Source organism: Endozoicomonas sp. Z74 (assembly GCF_057680865.1).
In genome coordinates, this window is record NZ_JBLYZI010000003.1 from 31,932 (window position 1) to 48,860 (window position 16,929).

The following is a 16,929-nucleotide window of genomic DNA, read 5'->3' on the forward strand; positions in this document are numbered from 1 at the left end:
GCAAAGCCGACAAAGATAGAAAGGCGTTTTCTGCACATTAGCACACCCCGGGAAACAGGCTCCATAAGGATTAAATTTCAGGCACCCCCTTCCTGGTTCCCACCACTGAAAAATCTGCTACATTGGTCTGACAACAATCAAATATGAGCCTTATGGGACGACACTCTTCCTTCAACCGACAACAGGTTCTAGCCGATGCACTCTGCCTTTTCTGGTCAAGAGGCTTTTCTGCGACCTCTCTCAAGCAGCTGGAAGAGGTAACCGAGATGCACCCGGGCAGTCTCTATTATCATTTCCGAAACAAAGAGCAGCTCTACCTTGCCGTCCTGGAGTATTACCTCCAATGGCACCTTCAACCCAGAATCCACAAACACCTGGTTTATGGCTCCGGCCTGACCGGGCTTCGACGTTTTTTTACGTCAGGGTATCGACACAACCAGGAACTGGCTTTCCAGAATTGCTGCTTTCTGGTCAGCACCAGCACAGAGCTCCACCTTCTCCCCACAGAAGCCTCATCCATGGTCAGAACCGGTATTCAACAACTCAGGGAAGGCTTTCTTGAGCACCTGAAAAAAACCTCACAACAAGAAAAAGCGCTGGATACAGAAGACCTGGAAAAAACCGTCAGTGAACTCACCAACCTTTATCTCAGCCTGCAATTAATGGCCAGGGTCGACCCCAATCAACGTCGGCTGGACAAACAGGTCAATAATTGCCTCAAAAACCTCAGCGACCATCACAAGAAAAGCGACAAAAAAGATGACCAGCGTACAGTTTATTGCTGAACTGCAACGCCTGTTAGCCCCGGCTGACCCATGGCTGCGCTGGCTATCCCTTCATGCCTATTCCACCCATTACCTGGCAATCGCCGCGCTGCTTTACTGGACCGGCTTTTTCGCAATCGGTGCGCGGCTGGCCTGCGGCGTGCTGTTCAGCACGCTTATCTTTGGCTCGGGTCGTCAGCTGTTTGCTTCCCCCCGCCCCTATTACGAACACCCCCAACTGTTCAACGGCCTCCATGAAAACCCCTGGGGTATGCCTTCCGGACACAGCCAGAATGCAGTGGTTTTCTGGGGGCTGACATCCTGGGTCATCCCGTCACTGGAATACCGGCTTCTGGCTCTGTTCATGGTGCTGATGATCGCCCTTTCCCGACTCTACCTGGGAGTTCATTACCCCAGCCAGATCCTTGCAGGCCTTGGCATAGGCCTGTTACTTCTGCTGCTCTGGATTCAATATGAACCCTTTTTTTTAACCCGGTTACGCTCATTAAACCTGACCGGCCAACTTTTGCTCGTTCTGGGCATTTCCAGCCTGCCAATGATCACCTGTCTTATTCTTCACAGCGGTCTGGGGATAGGGCCCGGCGGCAGCGGTTTACTGCCCTACAAACGCCTGTTGTTTTATACCGGGCTGTTGAGCGGCATAGCCTGCTCACTGATACTGGTTTATTCCCATACAGCCCTGACAGAGCTCTCCCCCTCATGGAAGCTGTTCTTTACCCGCGCCCTTCCCGGGCTTATAAGCCTGGTTTTGCTCTGGCCACTGAGATTCTGGCAACCTTCCGGAATTGAAATGCCGCTGCTACTCTATCTGATCTTCTGGTTACAGGGGGCTTTTGCCGGACTATGGAGCATCCTTATCTGGCCACTTCTGCATCAACTACTGTGTCAAAGGTTATGAAATCATAAGACGCTCAATGTACCATAAGGCCATTCCATGGATGACTCTCCATACCCCTGAACTTCTTACACCTGAATCATGACCATCAAACAGATTATTGTTCATAAGCTGGAGCGTGCTCCAGAAGCCGAAAACCTTCATGCCATTCCGGCCAGGGCTGGACTCACTTCCTCCCCCTCCCTGGAGCTGGTACTGGATGACCTGCTACAAACCTATAACAAAAAACAGGACAAATGTTATGGCCAGTTCTCCGACCTGGCAGAAAACAGTTTTCCTTCCCGCCTGTCAAACTACCTGAAGCAGGAGTCGGAAACCCAGGCTACAGACTTTATCCAACTGACCTCAGAGCTCCTGGAGGAACTGGGGAAAGGACTGGATGAAGCAGGAGCCCTGGGGGGCGGCTATGTTCTCTTTGCGGACTACCAGCAGGGGCTTACCCGTTACCTGATGCTCTGCATGCTGAGCAGCCAGAGCAGCGTCACCATCACCGATGAACTGACCATTGAAGACACCTCCTATCTGGATACTGCCCGAATGTCCCTGGCCTGCCGGGTGAACCTCACTGACTGGCAGAATAACCCTGAAACGGGCCGCTACCTTTCCTTCCTGCGCCCCAAGGGGGGAAAACGACTCAGCAATGTATTCCAGGAGGTCATAGGCTGCAGCGAAACCAGCAGCAGCAAAGAAGAGGCAGACACTCTGGTGAAGGCAGTCACGGAATATTGTAAAGAAGAGCCCTCTGAAGAAAACCGAACCATTGTCAAACGACAGGTCTATGATTACTGCCAGAGCAAGCTGGATGAAGGAGACAGTCTCTCCATGACGGAGCTGACCGGCCACCTCAGTGAAGCAGGCCCGGATGACTTTGCCCGTTTCGTCAATACCCGGGACTACGATATGAGCGCTCCGATGATGCCGGAACGCAGAACCCTCACCCGCCTGGTCCGATACACCGGCCGTAGTAAAGGACTGAGTCTGTCCTTTGATGCCGAGCTATTGGGCGGGCAGGTTCGTTATGACGAAAGCACTGACCAGCTGATCATTACCGGCGTGCCCGATAAGCTCAAGGAACAGCTCAAGCAGTCGTAAAACAACGCGCCCTATCCCAGACCTTACTCCCGGCACCCATGAGCATAAAAAACAGCCAGAGCCCTCTGCCCTGGCTGTTTATACCTGAACAAATTTGATACAAATAAAGCATGTCTGACTTCCAGGGAAGGGAGTATCTGCTTGCTCTGTGATTTTCCTTATCACCTGCCTAATCTATGCAGGTTATCCAAAAGCGCCCACTCTGTAGAAAAAGAGTACCGGGCCGATAAACACCAGGATACCACCCCGTCCTGGAAGCCATCATGATCGTCCGTCCAGTCATAGCAGCTCTGTTATTGCCGCTGATACTGTCCACAGTATCCGAGGCGAGCCCTCGCCATGGCGGTATCTATCCTGAAACGATTTTGCAACAGGAAATCGTCCTGAACGAGCTGATCAGCAACCTTCACCGACTGCAAATTGACTTTCAGGATCACGAAGCCCGTGACCAGCTTCAGGAAAACCGGGTAGAACTGAGCAACTTCATTGATGACCTGCCAAAACGCACCAACGATAAGGAAAGCTCCCAGTTACTGGCCACCATTATCTCTCTCTGGCCAGTGATCAGCCGACATGCCAACTGGCTGGCCAGCCTGCCTGCAAGATCCACCCCTCCTGAAGCAACGGCTCTGTTAAGAGCGCTGGCCAAACTGGATCGCCAGCTGTTACTGCTCAGACAGACAACTCTGGTCAATAAGCCCGGATTTACCCGCCAGCTCCGGTTTCTGGAACAGGCATTGATGATGCAGAGAATGACCCGGGAATACCTGAACCTGGTAGTTTCTTCAAAAATAGGCAACCCGACCGTCAGCAGTGAAATGCAGCTGAAAACCCTGGCCGTTAAATTCAGCCAGCGCCTGGAGGACTTTAAAAAAGAACTGGGCAACCACCCCCACGCCAGCAAGCCTTTGAGGCAGTCCCACGCCGCATGGGCTTATATTCAGAAAAGTTTTGACCGGTATCCGGACAAACAGGTGCCGTCATTGATTGTTCGTTACGGCAACCGGATCGTCAACAAACTCACTTCAGTGCACAGAATGTTTTGATACCGGGCATTAACAGAACAACTTAAAGTGTAAGGCAGTAATCAAACAGGGCTTTTTGAATGCTTTGCTTTTGATGCAGGATATTACTCACTCTCAATCTAACTTATTTTTTAAGCGATCAAGCAATTCCTTACGGGTCATGACCTCTTTTTCAAGAATATCCTTTTCCGCAAACGAAAGCAGCTTCAGCAAAGCAATCGCTTCATCCCTCTTCTGCCGGGCTTCATCGCTCCCCACAACATACTTGAGCTTACCATTCTGGATAATCACCAAAGGCCCCTCCAAATCCAGGTCCGCAGCATGCAGCCTCAGATAACTGGCGGTTTCAATTCGCAAAACATGCTCCTCCTGCAAGTTAGTCTGTATATAGTCATCCTACAAACCAAAAACAGCACGCCCAACAGAAATCGATGAATAAGCCGTGAGCATCTGCACATACACCTCCGCCTCTCCCCACTCAAACGGCACTGAGAATTGATCCAGCAATTGAAACGATCCTGAACAGCCGGAAGTCTCAAGATAGGGCTGCAACGGATAGCTGACCGTAATGATTCTTATCCCGGCACCCAGCTCAAAAAGCCTGACGGCCAGTTCAGTGATGGTTGCTTCATCCAGGTTTGATGCGTACAGGTAGATCACACTGGCCCCCTCTAATGAGGTTTTCAGGTAATCGCCGCAAATCACTTTAATACCCGTCAACCGAAAACGACGCACCAGCCTTTCCAGTCGCCAGCAGAACAAGGGGGTCTGCTCAACAGCGGTTACTTGGCAATTCTGCACGGTATTCAGCCAAAGGCTGGTAAAGCCACTGCCGGCACCCAGTTCAAAAACACAATCCTTATCAGAAATCCCTACCCTGGTAGCAATCTTATTCAGGGTCGTTAACGGGGTTTCCCCATACAGATAAATATCAGACGCTCCTGTTTTCCGGTAATAGCGACGACTGATGGCGAAAGGCCCATCCAGCAAATAACTCAACTTCAGCCATAACCAGGGCAGTACAAACCGTCGTTTCAGACCAAAAGCCACCAGAACAGCCGCTCCCTCACGCCACCGGTGAAACAGCTGAATAAAGGCAAGCCGGATAACCCCTTTCTCCATTGATTCCTCCCTCTGCCTCACCACAAAACCCCAACACAATCTATAGTTAGCCAGCATAACCCGGAGGTGCCCCATGATCCTGGATTTACTGACCCCCAAGCTGCTCCTTCTTTACTATTGCATCGGCGCAGCCCTTTACACCCATCAACGGGGGAAAGTGAAACACCGCCCTTTCCGGCAGCTCAGCGACCACTCCACCTTTATGGCTCCAGTCAACGCCATTATGTACCTGTTCTCAAAGGTACCCCGCACCCCTTTTATTAATACCAGCCACTTCCCGGAACTCAAACCCCTCAGGGACAACTGGAAGACCATTCGCTTCGAGGCCGCGGCCCTTCATAAGCAAAGCCATATCAAAGCCTCAGACCGACTGGACGATATTGGCTTCAACTCCTTTTTTAAAACCGGATGGAAGCGTTTCTATCTGAAATGGTACGGAGATGACCTTCCTTCCGCCCAGACCCTTTGCCCGGAAACCGTGGCCATGCTGCAGAAAATTCCCAGCGTCAAAGCCGCCATGTTTGCCATGCTGGGCCCTGACAGCCGCTTGGTTCGGCACCGGGACCCATTCGCCGGCTCCCTGCGTTATCATCTCGGCCTGATCACCCCCAACTCAGACCAGTGTTTTATTAACGTGGATGGAGAGACCTACGCCTGGCGTGACGGTGAGGATGTTCTGTTTGATGAAACCTATATCCACTATGCCGAGAACACCACCGACCAGAATCGCATTATCCTGTTCTGTGATGTTGAGAGACCCATGAGCAACCCTCTAGCTCGGGGTTTTAACCGGCTCTTCTCACGTTGGGTGATGGCGGCCAGCGCCACCCGGAATATGGAGGGAGACCGGGTAGGGGGATTGAATAAAGCATTTCTCTACCTCTACCAGATCCGCCTTCTGGGTAAGCGCATAAAGGCGTGGAACCGAACCGTATACTATCTGATCAAATGGATGCTATTTCTTGGCATACTCTATGCCGTCTTCGGTTGAAGATATCCACCCAGCCCTCACTCATCCGGGAAAAATCGAGAGGTAGCTTTCCGGCAATGGCAGAATGTACTATGTTTCTGCAGAAGCATAAGAAAGGGAACCGCCATGAGCCAGTTAAAAGCCATGAGCCAGGCTGAATCCATGGGTGAAACCAGGGAAACCGAGCATCATAAAACCCGGTTATACCCTGAAGATCAGCAGCGAGTCGACGAGTTTCTTAAAGAGGGCGTCAACACCGTTGAACGATCCCCCTTCAGGCCCATTCGCCTGATGCTCTGGCTGACCCTGGTGATCATTGTTCTGGGAGGGTTAAGCAGAATGATAGGACTCTTCGTGCTGCCCACCTGAGCAGCCACCTAACATGTAGACACACTGATAACCTAACTACAAGAAAACAGAAAACGGATCTCTTTAATGACAGCAGCTGCCCCGATCGCCCCTACCCAACCTGAAAAGATTGTTATTGTCGGCGGTGGTGCCGGGGGGCTGGAGCTGGCCACCCGCCTGGGCAAAAAGCTGGGAAAAAAGCAACTGGCCGAAATCACCCTGGTGGATGCTCAACACACCCATTTCTGGAAGCCCCTGCTCCATGAAGTTGCGGCCGGTTCCCTGAACGCCTTTGAAGATGAGCTCAGTTACCTGGCCCAGGCCAAATGGAATCACTTTCATTTTGTACCAGGTAAAATGCAAAGCCTGGATCGGAGTAGCCGCCTGATCGGGCTGGCTCCAATCCTGGACGACAAAGGAAATGAGGTCGTCCCCGCCAGGGAACTTCAGTACGACAAGCTGGTCATTGCTGTGGGCAGCACCGCCAATGACTTCAATACCCCAGGCGCCAGGGAACACTGCCTGTTCCTGGATAACCGCCAACAGGCGGAACGCATTCACAGCACACTGATCAATCACTACCTCCATGCCCAGGCCTGCCAGGATGAAGAAGCCAGGCTTAACATCGCCATTATTGGCGCGGGAGCCACTGGAGTGGAGTTGGCCGCAGAGCTTCATTTCGCGGCCATCGAACTGGACCGGTATGGTCTGAATGCGATCAAACCGGAAAACCTTCAGGTTACGATTGTGGAGGGAGGAGAGCGAATCCTGCCCGCCTTGCCGGCACGAATCAGCAGCAGCGTCCATAAACAGCTGGTAAAAATGGGCATTCGGGTAATGACCCGCCAGCTGGTCAACGAGATCCGCCCTGACGGCCTGGCTACCCGTGACGGTGAGTTCATCACCTCCGATTTTCGCATCTGGGCAGCAGGCATCAAGGCCCCGGGCTTTCTTACCCAGCTGGACGGCCTGGAAGCCAACCGGATCAATCAACTGGTGGTCAAAGCCACATTACAAACCACAGAAGACGAACGGATTTACGCCATGGGGGACTGCGCCAGCTGCACTTTAACCGACAGCAATGGCATTACCGTGACCATTCCTCCCAGAGCCCAGGCAGCCCATCAGCAGGCATCACTGCTGGCTAAAAGCCTTATTGCCCAAGTAGATGGAAGTGAACCCCTGGCATTCAATTACCGGGATTACGGCTCATTGATCTCCCTGAGCCGTTTCAGTGCCGTGGGCAATCTGATGGGCGCCATCACCGGGGATATGATGATCGAAGGGACCCTGGCCAAGTGGTTTTATATCAGCCTCTACCGCATGCACCAGATGGCTCTGTTCGGGAAGCTGAAAACAGCAACGCTGATCCTGAAAGACCTGATCAGCAAAACCACCCGACCTCAGTTGAAGTTGCACTGATTAAATAAAAAAAAAGCCGCGGGTCATGGCGACCAGCGGCTATAGGAAGTGGTGGGTCGTGTAGGATTCGAACCTACGACCAATTGGTTAAAAGCCAACTGCTCTACCAACTGAGCTAACGACCCTCAACTGATGATACGCAATCATTCAGCTGTAAATTGGCTCCCCGAGCTGGACTCGAACCAGCGACCCAATGATTAACAGTCATTTGCTCTACCAACTGAGCTATCAGGGAACTGCACGACAATTTTAAGGCATTGCCTGGCACTGTTTGGTGGGTCGTGTAGGATTCGAACCTACGACCAATTGGTTAAAAGCCAACTGCTCTACCAACTGAGCTAACGACCCTCAGCTGATGATACGCAATCATTCAGCTGTAAAATGGCTCCCCGAGCTGGACTCGAACCAGCGACCCAATGATTAACAGTCATTTGCTCTACCAACTGAGCTATCAGGGAACTGCGCGACAATTTTAAGGCATTGTCCGGCACTGTCTGGTGGGTCGTGTAGGATTCGAACCTACGACCAATTGGTTAAAAGCCAACTGCTCTACCAACTGAGCTAACGACCCGCTGTCTGTTTACCCGCTCAAGGCTACTTTATCCAAGCGTTCAGAACACATCGCTGCAAGGATAAAAAAACCGCCTCATGCACAGGCGGCTTTTGAAAATGGTGGGTCGTGTAGGATTCGAACCTACGACCAATTGGTTAAAAGCCAACTGCTCTACCAACTGAGCTAACGACCCACAAACCGATGATACGCAATCATACGGCTTTAAAACTGGCTCCCCGAGCTGGACTCGAACCAGCGACCCAATGATTAACAGTCATTTGCTCTACCAACTGAGCTATCGGGGAACGGTGCGTAAAGCATCCCGATTTCCAGGAAGCTGAACACTGCTGGAGACAACCTGTCGTCGACATCCAACGGCAGCGAATGATAAGGTTATTTCGCTGTGAGTCAAGTATTCCAGTACAAAAAGTTCTTAAAAAAAAAGCTGCCGAAGCAGCTTTTTCAGATCAGGCTATGCCTTAGAGGCCATCAGCGCTCTCAGACAGGTACTTGGCCACACCATCAGGAGAAGCGTCCATACCCTTGTCACCCTTGTTCCAGCCTGCAGGGCAAACTTCACCGTGCTCTTCATGGAACTGCAGAGCGTCGACCAGACGAATCAGTTCATCCATGTTACGGCCCAGTGGCAGATCATTAACGATCTGGGAACGAACGACACCGTCCTTATCGATCAGGAAGGCACCGCGGAAGGCAACCCCACCTTCGGATTCAACATCGTAAGACTTGCAGATGTCATGGGTCATATCAGCGGCCAGGGTGTATTTCACTGGACCGATACCGCCCTTATCAACAGGGGTGTTACGCCAGGCGTTATGGCTGAAGTGGGAGTCAATGGAAACACCAATCACCTCAACACCACGCTCCTTGAAAGCATCCATCCGGTGATCCAGAGCAATCAGCTCAGAAGGGCAGACAAAGGTGAAATCCAGAGGATAGAAGAACACCAGGCCGTATTTACCGCGGATGGCTTCAGACAGGGTAAAGGCATCAACAATAGAACCATCGCCCAGTACAGCGGGAACGGTAAAATCAGGTGCTTTCTTGCCGACCAAAACGCCCATGAGTCAATTCTCCAGTGTTTAACAAAGCGGGTTGAACAGTGTTTAGCGCCGCTGCATGATGCCATCGAACCATCAAACAAGGTAAGTAAGACACCCTGCATTGTACGCATCACAGAATATATAACCGGGACAATAATACACGCGCCTGCGGTTTTCGCCTACCAGCGAGCTCATAAATCACCATGAATTTTATCTTTCATTACATAGAAAAAGACTATCAAACAACCGGAAAGCAATAATAAGGATATAACCAGTGTCGCCTTTCTCTCTGCCGGCAAACCGAAACAATAAAGATTTGTATTATTTTTCAATAAGTTGAAATTTGACACTGCGGTACGACCAACCATACTTGCGGCTGTTTCAGGTCATTCCTGTTTACAACTCGCCGGAGTACAGCGTATGGAAGGGAACTGTAAGATCATTGAACACCTTAACCGGGTTCTGGCCAATGAGCTCACCGCCATCAACCAGTACTTTCTCCACGCCAAAATGCTGAAAAGCTGGGGAATCAACCGCCTGGCTGATTTCATCTATAAAGAATCCATCGACGAAATGTGGCACGCCGACTGGCTGATTGAGCGGATTCTGTTTCTGGAAGGCATGCCCGATTTCCAGTACATGGAAAAACCGATCATTTCAGACAATGTAAGGGGCATTCTGGAAGCGGATTTTGAGCAGGAAAAAAGGCCATTCCCGCCTTCAGGGAGGCCATCCTTTGCTGTGAACAGGGGAAAGACTTTATCTCCCGGGAACTGCTGGAGAAAATCCTCCACTCAGAAGAAGAGCATCTGGATGCCCTGGAGATTCACCTGCGCCAGATCGATACCCTTGGAATGCAGAACTACCTGCTGGCCCAGAGCGGAGGGGGGTAAGCCCCCACAACCGTCATTACTCTGCAGCGTTCTCTTCGTTTTTACCCACCGCCTCTGCAATCAGCTTCTGGAGGTCGCCGCTGTTGTACATATCAATAATGATATCGCTGCCACCTACCAGTTCACCCTTTACCCAGAGCTGAGGAAAGGTAGGCCAGTTGGCGTATTTTGGCAGGTTTGCACGGATGTCCGGGTTCGCCAGCACATCCACAAAGGCAAATTGCTCACCACAGGCCATCAGCACCTGGGCAGCCTTGGAGGAGAAACCGCACTGAGGCAGCTTGGGGGAACCTTTCATGTACAGCAGAATGGTGTGGGTCTCAACCTGCTCTTTTATTTGCTCCATAACGTCCATGAGACAACCTCTTCAATGTTGGAATCGTTAACTTGGGCATTCTAATGAAAATACCCGAGTACCACCATAGGTTATGCCTCTATCCTTCCAGCAGACAGTGAAAAAGTTCACTGGAAGGGCGGGGCAATAATCAAAAGCAGAATGCCATGTTTTTTTAATTGCGAAAAAGTCAGTAGCCAGAACACAGTACCGATGGTGTGCAATGCTATGCTTCGGCGAGACGACAAAATTGGGTATTCGATCAAAGAAACCGTTTTGAGAGGAGCCTGGTTATGGCTGACCCAGACTTTCGTATTTTCACCCGCTGGCGGCACCCTTTATATGGGACAGAGGCCTTAATTCGCCAGTTGCTCTCTATTTTACCAGTAACAATAATGCTGTCTCTTTCAATGGGGTCAAACATTAGTGCCAACCCCATTCTGACCACCTATCCGGAAGTATGGAATTCTCTATACAGCCTTCCGGGGACGAGCGAAGGCAATTATCAAGCCCCTTTGATCATTGGAGACATGATGGCCAGTGATCAACATCTGATTTACACGGATGAACGAAAGCTTTTTGTGATTCCTGACCCTGTTGCAGGAAAGCACTACATACCTTTCGAGCGAGCACTGCCAGCCAAAGCGGTCTGGCAGCCAGCCCTTTCAATGAATAAATATGGAACCCTCATCCTGAACGGTTGGGATATGCTTTCCTACTACAATCCACAAGATGATAAAGCAGAGGTTATAACCATTGCTGAAACAACAGCCTGGAACTCCACTTCACCGGTTATCAATGAAGAACTGGAAAGCATCTTTTTTATTCAGGGCGACCAAATGAAAATCGTCCCCTACAGCAAGGACGGCCCTTTAGCGCAGTACATCTCACCTGTCCCCTTGTTTGATGATAAAGGGATCAACGATAGAATAAAGAACCTGAAGAGGAAGCCTACCATCGCTGGTTTCGGCAAAACCGTTGTTGCCTCAGTGTCCGAAGGCAACTATGAAGGTGATGACATTCTCCACGTGTCAGCCACTCATATATATTCAACAGCCCCTGTTAACAGCGACGTTAGTCTCCAGCGTTTGTGGGAAAAGCAGCTGAACTTCGGGAAGTCCGTTCATGCAACATGGTACTACAAACCTCAGCTCGCACTTTCTGACAGCGCTCTTTATGTTTTGGGTAACCGCTGCATCACCGTGCTTGATATATCCGATGGAAGCATTCTTTTTCAAAAGACGTATGAGAAAAACATTCTCCGCGGAGCAGTGGTTGATAGTACAGGCGACCTGTATACAGCGGATAACACCGGCGTTTATGCCATCGTAAAAAATGAAACTGGACGTTTTTCTGAAACGTTTTATCCTTTCAGCACCGATGGTAGAGAATCTCATCCCGCCAACAACCTTCTTATTACGGAATCCGGGCACCTGATGGTTGCAAGCGTAGTCAACGACGCGCAACCCGAAGACGGCTCATCCTGCAACTGCTTTAGCCCGATCAATCAATCACCTGGGTTTCCCTCTTTGCCAGAACCTTTCCCCCTTTACTCTCCCACAAAAGGGTTTCCACAGCAGGGGAGGTTTTCATTCCACCCTCAAATGGAAGAGGTCTATTCTCGATACATCTCCTTCTATGAACCTGACAGGACGGCAAGCTATGCCTCAATCGCTCGATTTCGCTTCTATGCAATAAAGGGAAAAAGGCTGATTCTGGACAAACAATTTGACCACCCCCTTTTATTCCCTGTAGCCCAGAGGCCGCATGCTATGGAGGTAACAACTCAAACAAGACAGGAAGATATAACCATTACCCCTCTCCCCCCAGCTAAAACAGCTGTAGAAACAACAGCAACTACGACCATTCCAACTCCCCCCGGTCAGCCACCCGATGAGACAGTCGATAATGTGTTCTGGTATCTTTTGAATCCCGTTATAAGCAGTGACGGAACAATAAGCCTGGCTTTTGTGGGTAGCCGGGGTATACGAAATGAAGATGATACCGATTTCATAAGCATCCAGCCGGGCAGCATCAACGGAATCCTTTCATTTAAAACCACCTATGGGGGCCTTTCCAGAACAGCATTCTGGCCAAAATCCGGATTTGACTCCAGAAACCGCAATTGGCGACCAGGAAAGCTGCCAGAGCCTGAACCGTTAAGCAGACCGCCTGTTACCAACCAATAATCCTTGCCTTTCAAGGGAGAGAGACAGGCGCCCCTCCCCCTACAGATTTAAAAGACCACTTACGTGTATCTGCCGAGTCCTTTCGGCTGCAACCCATTTATTGCCCTGTTTCTGAATAAAAAGCCAGTATTTTGCCCAGGGTCATAACTTCGTTGATGAAAAAGGCGTCAAATGTTTCTCCCTCTCCCACGGGCTCCCTACTTTTCGGGCTGGAGATATCCCTTTACTATTTTCATAACACCTGACTGACCATTGGTACCCATCATGCACGTTCCGGAAAAACCGCTGAAACACTACCCCTGGTGGCTAAAACCTTTTTTCTGGAGCCAGAAGCGGCGGTACGGCAAAGTGCTCAAGCCGGGTCTCCTCTGGGCCAGGGTTCCACGCCTGTTTGCAGCCGTTGCCGCCCTGTATGGAGTTCTGGATCGCAAAAGCTCCCCTCTCTCCCCCCTGCTGCGCTCCCTGGTAACCGTCCGGGTCTCCCAGATTAACTGGTGCGAATTCTGCGTGGACGTTAACTCAATGACTCTGGCCACCAGAGCGGGCGGAACGGACAAAGTGGATGCTCTGGACCACTGGCGCGACAGCGACCTGTTTGACGAAAAGGAACGGGTTGCCCTGGAATACACCGAAGCCGTTACCTACAGCGACCGCCATGTCACCCCCGAGCTGATGGAACAGGTCAAACATCACTTTGACGGTGATGCCCTGGTGGAGTTGACCGGGCTCATTGCCTTTCAGAACCTCTCCAGCAAGTTCAATGCAGCCCTTGACGTTCCTGCCGAAGGCTTCTGCAAAATCCCACCTCGGGGCAATAAAACTCCGGCAGAGCAAGACCCCTCATGACCAAAAACACACGTACAACGCTAATCCGGGTCGGACTTGTGAGCAGCCTGGCCCTGGCCATCGCAACCATCCCTCCCCTGCGTCAGCTGACTATAGATATGCTGCACACCCTGGCACAGGTGGATATCGACAGCGCCAGGGAGTACATCCTGGGCTTTGGCGTCTGGGCACCACTGGTGTCAGCCCTGATGATGATCCTTCAGGCCATAGCCGCCCCTCTGCCGGCCTTCATTATTACCTTTGCCAATGCCGCCATCTTTGGCTGGTGGCAGGGCGCCCTGCTGTCCTGGACCAGCTCAATGGTAGCAGCGGCACTTTGCTTTCTTCTGGCGCGATGGTTTGGTCGAGGCCTGGCAGAGCGCCTGACCAGTCGCTTTGCCCTGCAGCAGGTGGATGCCTTCTTTGCCCGCCACGGACAATACACAATCCTGATCGCCCGTCTGCTGCCCTTTGTCTCTTTTGATGTGGTCAGTTACGCCGCAGGGCTCACACCGATGAAAGTGCGACATTTTCTGATCGCCACCGGCATCGGGCAGTTACCCGCCACCCTGATCTACTCCTATGTTGGCGGCATGCTCACCGGAGGTGCCCGGTTGTTTGTGACAGGGTTACTGACACTGTTTGCCGTCAGTGTTCTGGTGTTCTTTTTAAAAAGCATTTATCCAAATGCCCATAGCGACAGAAAAACCGTTTCAGAGGTATAGGAAGCTCAGCCATGCGACGCCCGCTCAAAGCAACGCTCACCCTGTTTTTCATTATTTGCCTGCTGCCTTTTTCAGCCGCCAGGCTCCAGGCGGCTCCTGCCGACTATTTTATCGATGCACAAGAGGTCAGCCAGAACCTGGACAGCCTGAAGATCATTGATGCAAGGGGTTATAAAGCCTATCTGAAAGGCCATATTCCTGGTGCCATTGTCACTGACTGGCAGTCCCTGTCCGACATGACCGGCGACCCCGGCACCGAACACTGGGGAACACTGCTCCCTTCTTCGGAACTGGAAGCAAGCATCCGCAAGCTTGGCCTGAAAAAAGACGACAAAATTGTTGTTTATGCCGACACACCTCAGGGCTGGGGTGAGGATGGGCGGGTTGCCTGGAGCCTCCTCTCTGCGGGATTAACCAATGTCAGAATACTGGACGGCGGCTACCCCCTATGGAAGCAAAAAAAGTATAAGACCAGCCTGCTTCCCAAGCTGTTTACTTCAGCCAGTGAGTTCAGCATCCAGAGCAAAGATGACAGCCTGACCACAGGCACCCCGGCCCTTCTGGAGCACTACAGCAAGGTAAAAATTATCGATACCCGCTCACAGAAAGAGTTTGACGGTGCCACCGACTACGGCGAAGCCAGAGGCGGACACCTGCCGGCAGCCATCAACCTGCCCTACGACCAGCTTCTGGATTCTCAGGGCAAGCTGAAACCCCTTAAGGAGGTTGACGCCATGATGGCCAGCCTGGGCATTAGCAAAGAGAGCCAGATCATCACTTATTGCACCGCTGGTATCCGATCCGCCCATATGGCCATCGCCCTGAAAGCCGCAGGGTATTCAAACGTCAGAAACTACGACCCATCCTTTTATCGCTGGGCCGCCCTGCCTTATACCCGGACCGAGTAATCAGCCTGAACAGCGCTCCATTCAATGCAGCGCTGTTTTTTTGATCTGCGTTCAAGAAAAAGCCACTGGGTACTGATAAGATAAAAACATATCGCGACTATTGAACTCGCAACTGAAGGAATAACACATTGTTTTTATCACCTCTCTCCCGGGGGCTCTCTTTCTGTCGGCCCCAGCTTGAAACCTCCCCCCCCTGCTCTGAAAAAGGGACGCCTGGGATAACAACCCTTTCCCGTCAAACAGAGCATTTATAACACGAACCAGGTCAGCCCCCGGTCTTACACCGGTAAACCAGGCTGCCCGAACTATCACTTTGCTTTGTAGTGAAACCTGTTTTGCTTCCCGTTTTTCACCGGTTCGGGTGGCACAAAACTTCGTTCTTTTGCTGCGGGCATATGTTGCTATTGAACCAACAGGAGTGAACCACCATGACCCCCCTGCTCAAAACCGTGAGCGGAATCGCTCTGTCCGCCTTGCTGCTCTCAGGCTGCCAGTATTCTGCAAAAGACCATCCAGAATACAAAGTCCAGGACATGACGGTCACCGAGCTAAAACAACACAGAACTGAAAACCAGCCACTTGTGGTGGTTGATATTCGCAAAGACGCGTTTTTCAATGGCTGGCCCGTCCGGGAAAACATCAAGGCAGGACATATTAAAGGTGCCATTAACTTTCAACCCGACTGGCTGACTCTGGCCGGCAATGAAAAAGAACAGCTGGAACTGTTAACGGAAAAGGGTATCACCTCTGACAAGACCATTGTTGTTTATTGCAATACCGGCCGACAGAGCAAGGCCTTTTACCAGACCCTGAGGCAGCTGGGTTACGATAAGGTCTACAACCTGAAGGGTGGCATCAAAGCCTGGGGAGAAGCTGGCAACGACACGGAGCTATTAACCAATTATCAAGCCCTGGTTTACCCCCAGTGGCTTCACGGACTTATTGAGGATAATTCCTCTTCAAACCTCAAGAGTAACAAGCACGTTTTGCTTGAAGTTGGCTACGATGAAAAACGTCAGTATGTGAGCGGCCATATTCCCGGAGCCATTTATCTGGATACCCGCAAAATTGAATGGAACCCCAACAACTCCCCTTCCTGGAATTACGTTCCTGACAATAAGCTTGCCCAGCTTCTGACCCATAACGGTATCGATGCCAATACCACCGTCATTCTTTATTCTGACAAGCTGCCCATGGCTGCCTATCGCACAGCAGTGGCGATGCTCTATGCCGGCGTAAAGGATGTCCGCGTTCTCAATGGCGGCAAGCAGGCGTGGAAAAGACAAGGGTTCGCACTGGAACAAGGCAACAACTTATCTGCCCCTCTTGATAAAACCGGTTATTCACTCACGATGAATGAAGAGCTGGTGATCAACACTCCCGAAGCCAAAGCCCTGCTGGCCAACCCGGACGGCATTCTGGCCAGTGTCATGACCCCCGATGAGTTCTACGGAGAAAAATCCGGTTACAGCTATTACGACAAAGCAGGGCATATTCCTGGCTCGATCCTTCTGGACAGCGGGGAAACCGCTTACGACATGCTCAACTATGAAGATATCGATGGCACCCTGAGAGCCTATACCGAAATCGAAGCGCTGTGGAAAGAGCAGGGCATCACTCCGGAAAAATCGGTCAGCTTTTACTGCGGTACCGGCTGGCGAGCCAGCGAAGCTTTCTTTGCCGCCTACCTGATGGGATGGGAAAACATCAGCGTCTTTGATGACGGCTGGGTGGGCTGGAGTATGGATCCAGACAATCCGGTTGCGACAAAAAGCTGAAGTA

16 protein-coding genes, 7 tRNA genes and 1 pseudogene are annotated in these 16,929 nt (G+C 51.3%); 13 read left to right on the forward strand and 11 right to left on the reverse strand.

The window, feature by feature from the left end; all coding sequences use genetic code 11:
• Positions 1-143: 143 nt before the first annotated feature.
• From ACNRUY_RS01175 to ACNRUY_RS01190, 4 genes are all read left to right on the forward strand, one after another.
• On the forward strand, positions 144-785 hold the full coding sequence (locus tag ACNRUY_RS01175; RefSeq protein WP_488109809.1) for a TetR/AcrR family transcriptional regulator: 642 nt from the start codon (positions 144-146) through the stop codon (positions 783-785).
• Positions 760-1,683, forward strand: a complete 924-nt coding sequence (locus tag ACNRUY_RS01180; protein ID WP_488109810.1) for a phosphatase PAP2 family protein — start codon at positions 760-762, stop codon at positions 1,681-1,683. Before ACNRUY_RS01175 ends, ACNRUY_RS01180 begins: the two co-directional genes overlap by 26 nt.
• A 78-nt stretch (positions 1,684-1,761) precedes the next feature.
• Entirely contained in the window at positions 1,762-2,772 is a 1,011-nt protein-coding gene (locus ACNRUY_RS01185) for a nucleoid-associated protein (protein ID WP_488109811.1), read from the forward strand.
• Between the two features lie 263 nt (positions 2,773-3,035).
• Complete coding sequence (locus tag ACNRUY_RS01190; protein WP_488109812.1) at positions 3,036-3,818, forward strand: hypothetical protein; 783 nt, start codon at positions 3,036-3,038, stop codon at positions 3,816-3,818.
• A 93-nt stretch (positions 3,819-3,911) separates the two neighbouring features.
• Here the strand turns inward: ACNRUY_RS01190 and ACNRUY_RS01195 are convergent, their stop codons facing one another.
• Positions 3,912-4,154: a type II toxin-antitoxin system Phd/YefM family antitoxin gene (locus ACNRUY_RS01195; RefSeq protein WP_488109813.1), complete on the reverse strand. Its 243-nt coding sequence runs from the start codon at positions 4,152-4,154 to the stop codon at positions 3,912-3,914.
• 39 nt (positions 4,155-4,193) lie between these two features.
• Positions 4,194-4,919, reverse strand: coding sequence for an rRNA adenine N-6-methyltransferase family protein (locus ACNRUY_RS01200; RefSeq protein WP_488109814.1), 726 nt, complete (start codon positions 4,917-4,919; stop codon positions 4,194-4,196).
• Between the two features lie 73 nt (positions 4,920-4,992).
• Here ACNRUY_RS01200 and ACNRUY_RS01205 point away from each other — a divergent pair, with 73 nt between their 5' ends.
• The 3 genes from ACNRUY_RS01205 (at position 4,993) to ACNRUY_RS01215 (ending at position 7,659) form a co-directional block, all read left to right on the forward strand.
• Positions 4,993-5,910 (forward strand): aspartyl/asparaginyl beta-hydroxylase domain-containing protein, encoded by a 918-nt coding sequence (locus tag ACNRUY_RS01205; RefSeq protein ID WP_488109815.1) that lies wholly within the window; start codon positions 4,993-4,995, stop codon positions 5,908-5,910.
• A 105-nt stretch (positions 5,911-6,015) separates the two neighbouring features.
• Positions 6,016-6,258, forward strand: a complete 243-nt coding sequence (locus tag ACNRUY_RS01210) for a DUF3094 family protein (RefSeq protein WP_488109816.1) — start codon at positions 6,016-6,018, stop codon at positions 6,256-6,258.
• A 66-nt stretch (positions 6,259-6,324) separates the two neighbouring features.
• Positions 6,325-7,659, forward strand: a complete 1,335-nt coding sequence (locus tag ACNRUY_RS01215) for an NAD(P)/FAD-dependent oxidoreductase (RefSeq protein ID WP_488109817.1) — start codon at positions 6,325-6,327, stop codon at positions 7,657-7,659.
• A gap of 49 nt (positions 7,660-7,708) precedes the next feature.
• On the opposite strand, the gene ACNRUY_RS01220 is transcribed toward ACNRUY_RS01215, so the two are convergent.
• The 8 genes from ACNRUY_RS01220 to ACNRUY_RS01255 all read right to left on the reverse strand — a co-directional run bounded on the left by ACNRUY_RS01220 (position 7,709) and on the right by ACNRUY_RS01255 (position 9,294).
• Positions 7,709-7,784 (reverse strand) — tRNA-Lys (locus ACNRUY_RS01220).
• 34 nt (positions 7,785-7,818) lie between these two features.
• Positions 7,819-7,894 (reverse strand) — tRNA-Asn (locus ACNRUY_RS01225).
• Between the two features lie 37 nt (positions 7,895-7,931).
• Positions 7,932-8,007, reverse strand: a tRNA-Lys gene (locus ACNRUY_RS01230).
• A gap of 34 nt (positions 8,008-8,041) precedes the next feature.
• Positions 8,042-8,117 (reverse strand) — tRNA-Asn (locus ACNRUY_RS01235).
• A gap of 37 nt (positions 8,118-8,154) precedes the next feature.
• Positions 8,155-8,230, reverse strand: a tRNA-Lys gene (locus tag ACNRUY_RS01240).
• Between the two features lie 99 nt (positions 8,231-8,329).
• Positions 8,330-8,405: transfer RNA gene (locus ACNRUY_RS01245), tRNA-Lys, on the reverse strand.
• Positions 8,406-8,441: 36 nt separating this feature from the next.
• A tRNA-Asn gene (locus tag ACNRUY_RS01250) sits at positions 8,442-8,517 on the reverse strand.
• A gap of 174 nt (positions 8,518-8,691) precedes the next feature.
• Positions 8,692-9,294, reverse strand: coding sequence for a peroxiredoxin (locus ACNRUY_RS01255; protein ID WP_488109818.1), 603 nt, complete (start codon positions 9,292-9,294; stop codon positions 8,692-8,694).
• A 399-nt stretch (positions 9,295-9,693) separates the two neighbouring features.
• Here ACNRUY_RS01255 and bfr point away from each other — a divergent pair.
• Positions 9,694-10,166 (forward strand): annotated as a pseudogene (gene bfr, locus ACNRUY_RS01260) (bacterioferritin).
• 16 nt (positions 10,167-10,182) lie between these two features.
• On the opposite strand, the gene grxD reads toward bfr, so the two are convergent.
• Entirely contained in the window at positions 10,183-10,521 is a 339-nt protein-coding gene (gene grxD, locus ACNRUY_RS01265; RefSeq protein ID WP_488109819.1) for a Grx4 family monothiol glutaredoxin, read from the reverse strand.
• 272 nt (positions 10,522-10,793) lie between these two features.
• Here grxD and ACNRUY_RS01270 point away from each other — a divergent pair, with 272 nt between their 5' ends.
• The 5 genes from ACNRUY_RS01270 to ACNRUY_RS01290 all read left to right on the forward strand — a co-directional run bounded on the left by ACNRUY_RS01270 (position 10,794) and on the right by ACNRUY_RS01290 (position 16,925).
• Positions 10,794-12,689, forward strand: coding sequence for a hypothetical protein (locus ACNRUY_RS01270; protein ID WP_488109820.1), 1,896 nt, complete (start codon positions 10,794-10,796; stop codon positions 12,687-12,689).
• Positions 12,690-12,953: 264 nt separating this feature from the next.
• A complete protein-coding gene (locus tag ACNRUY_RS01275) occupies positions 12,954-13,535 on the forward strand; it encodes a carboxymuconolactone decarboxylase family protein (protein WP_488109821.1) in 582 nt (193 codons plus the stop codon).
• Positions 13,532-14,239, forward strand: coding sequence for a TVP38/TMEM64 family protein (locus tag ACNRUY_RS01280; RefSeq protein ID WP_488109822.1), 708 nt, complete (start codon positions 13,532-13,534; stop codon positions 14,237-14,239). The genes ACNRUY_RS01275 and ACNRUY_RS01280 overlap by 4 nt, the downstream gene beginning before the upstream one ends.
• Positions 14,240-14,250: 11 nt before the next feature.
• Complete coding sequence (locus tag ACNRUY_RS01285) at positions 14,251-15,147, forward strand: sulfurtransferase (protein WP_488109823.1); 897 nt, start codon at positions 14,251-14,253, stop codon at positions 15,145-15,147.
• Between the two features lie 428 nt (positions 15,148-15,575).
• Positions 15,576-16,925 carry a rhodanese-like domain-containing protein gene (locus tag ACNRUY_RS01290; protein ID WP_488109824.1) on the forward strand — a complete coding sequence of 450 codons (1,350 nt, stop codon included), beginning with the start codon at positions 15,576-15,578 and terminating at the stop codon, positions 16,923-16,925.
• Positions 16,926-16,929: the final 4 nt, after the last annotated feature.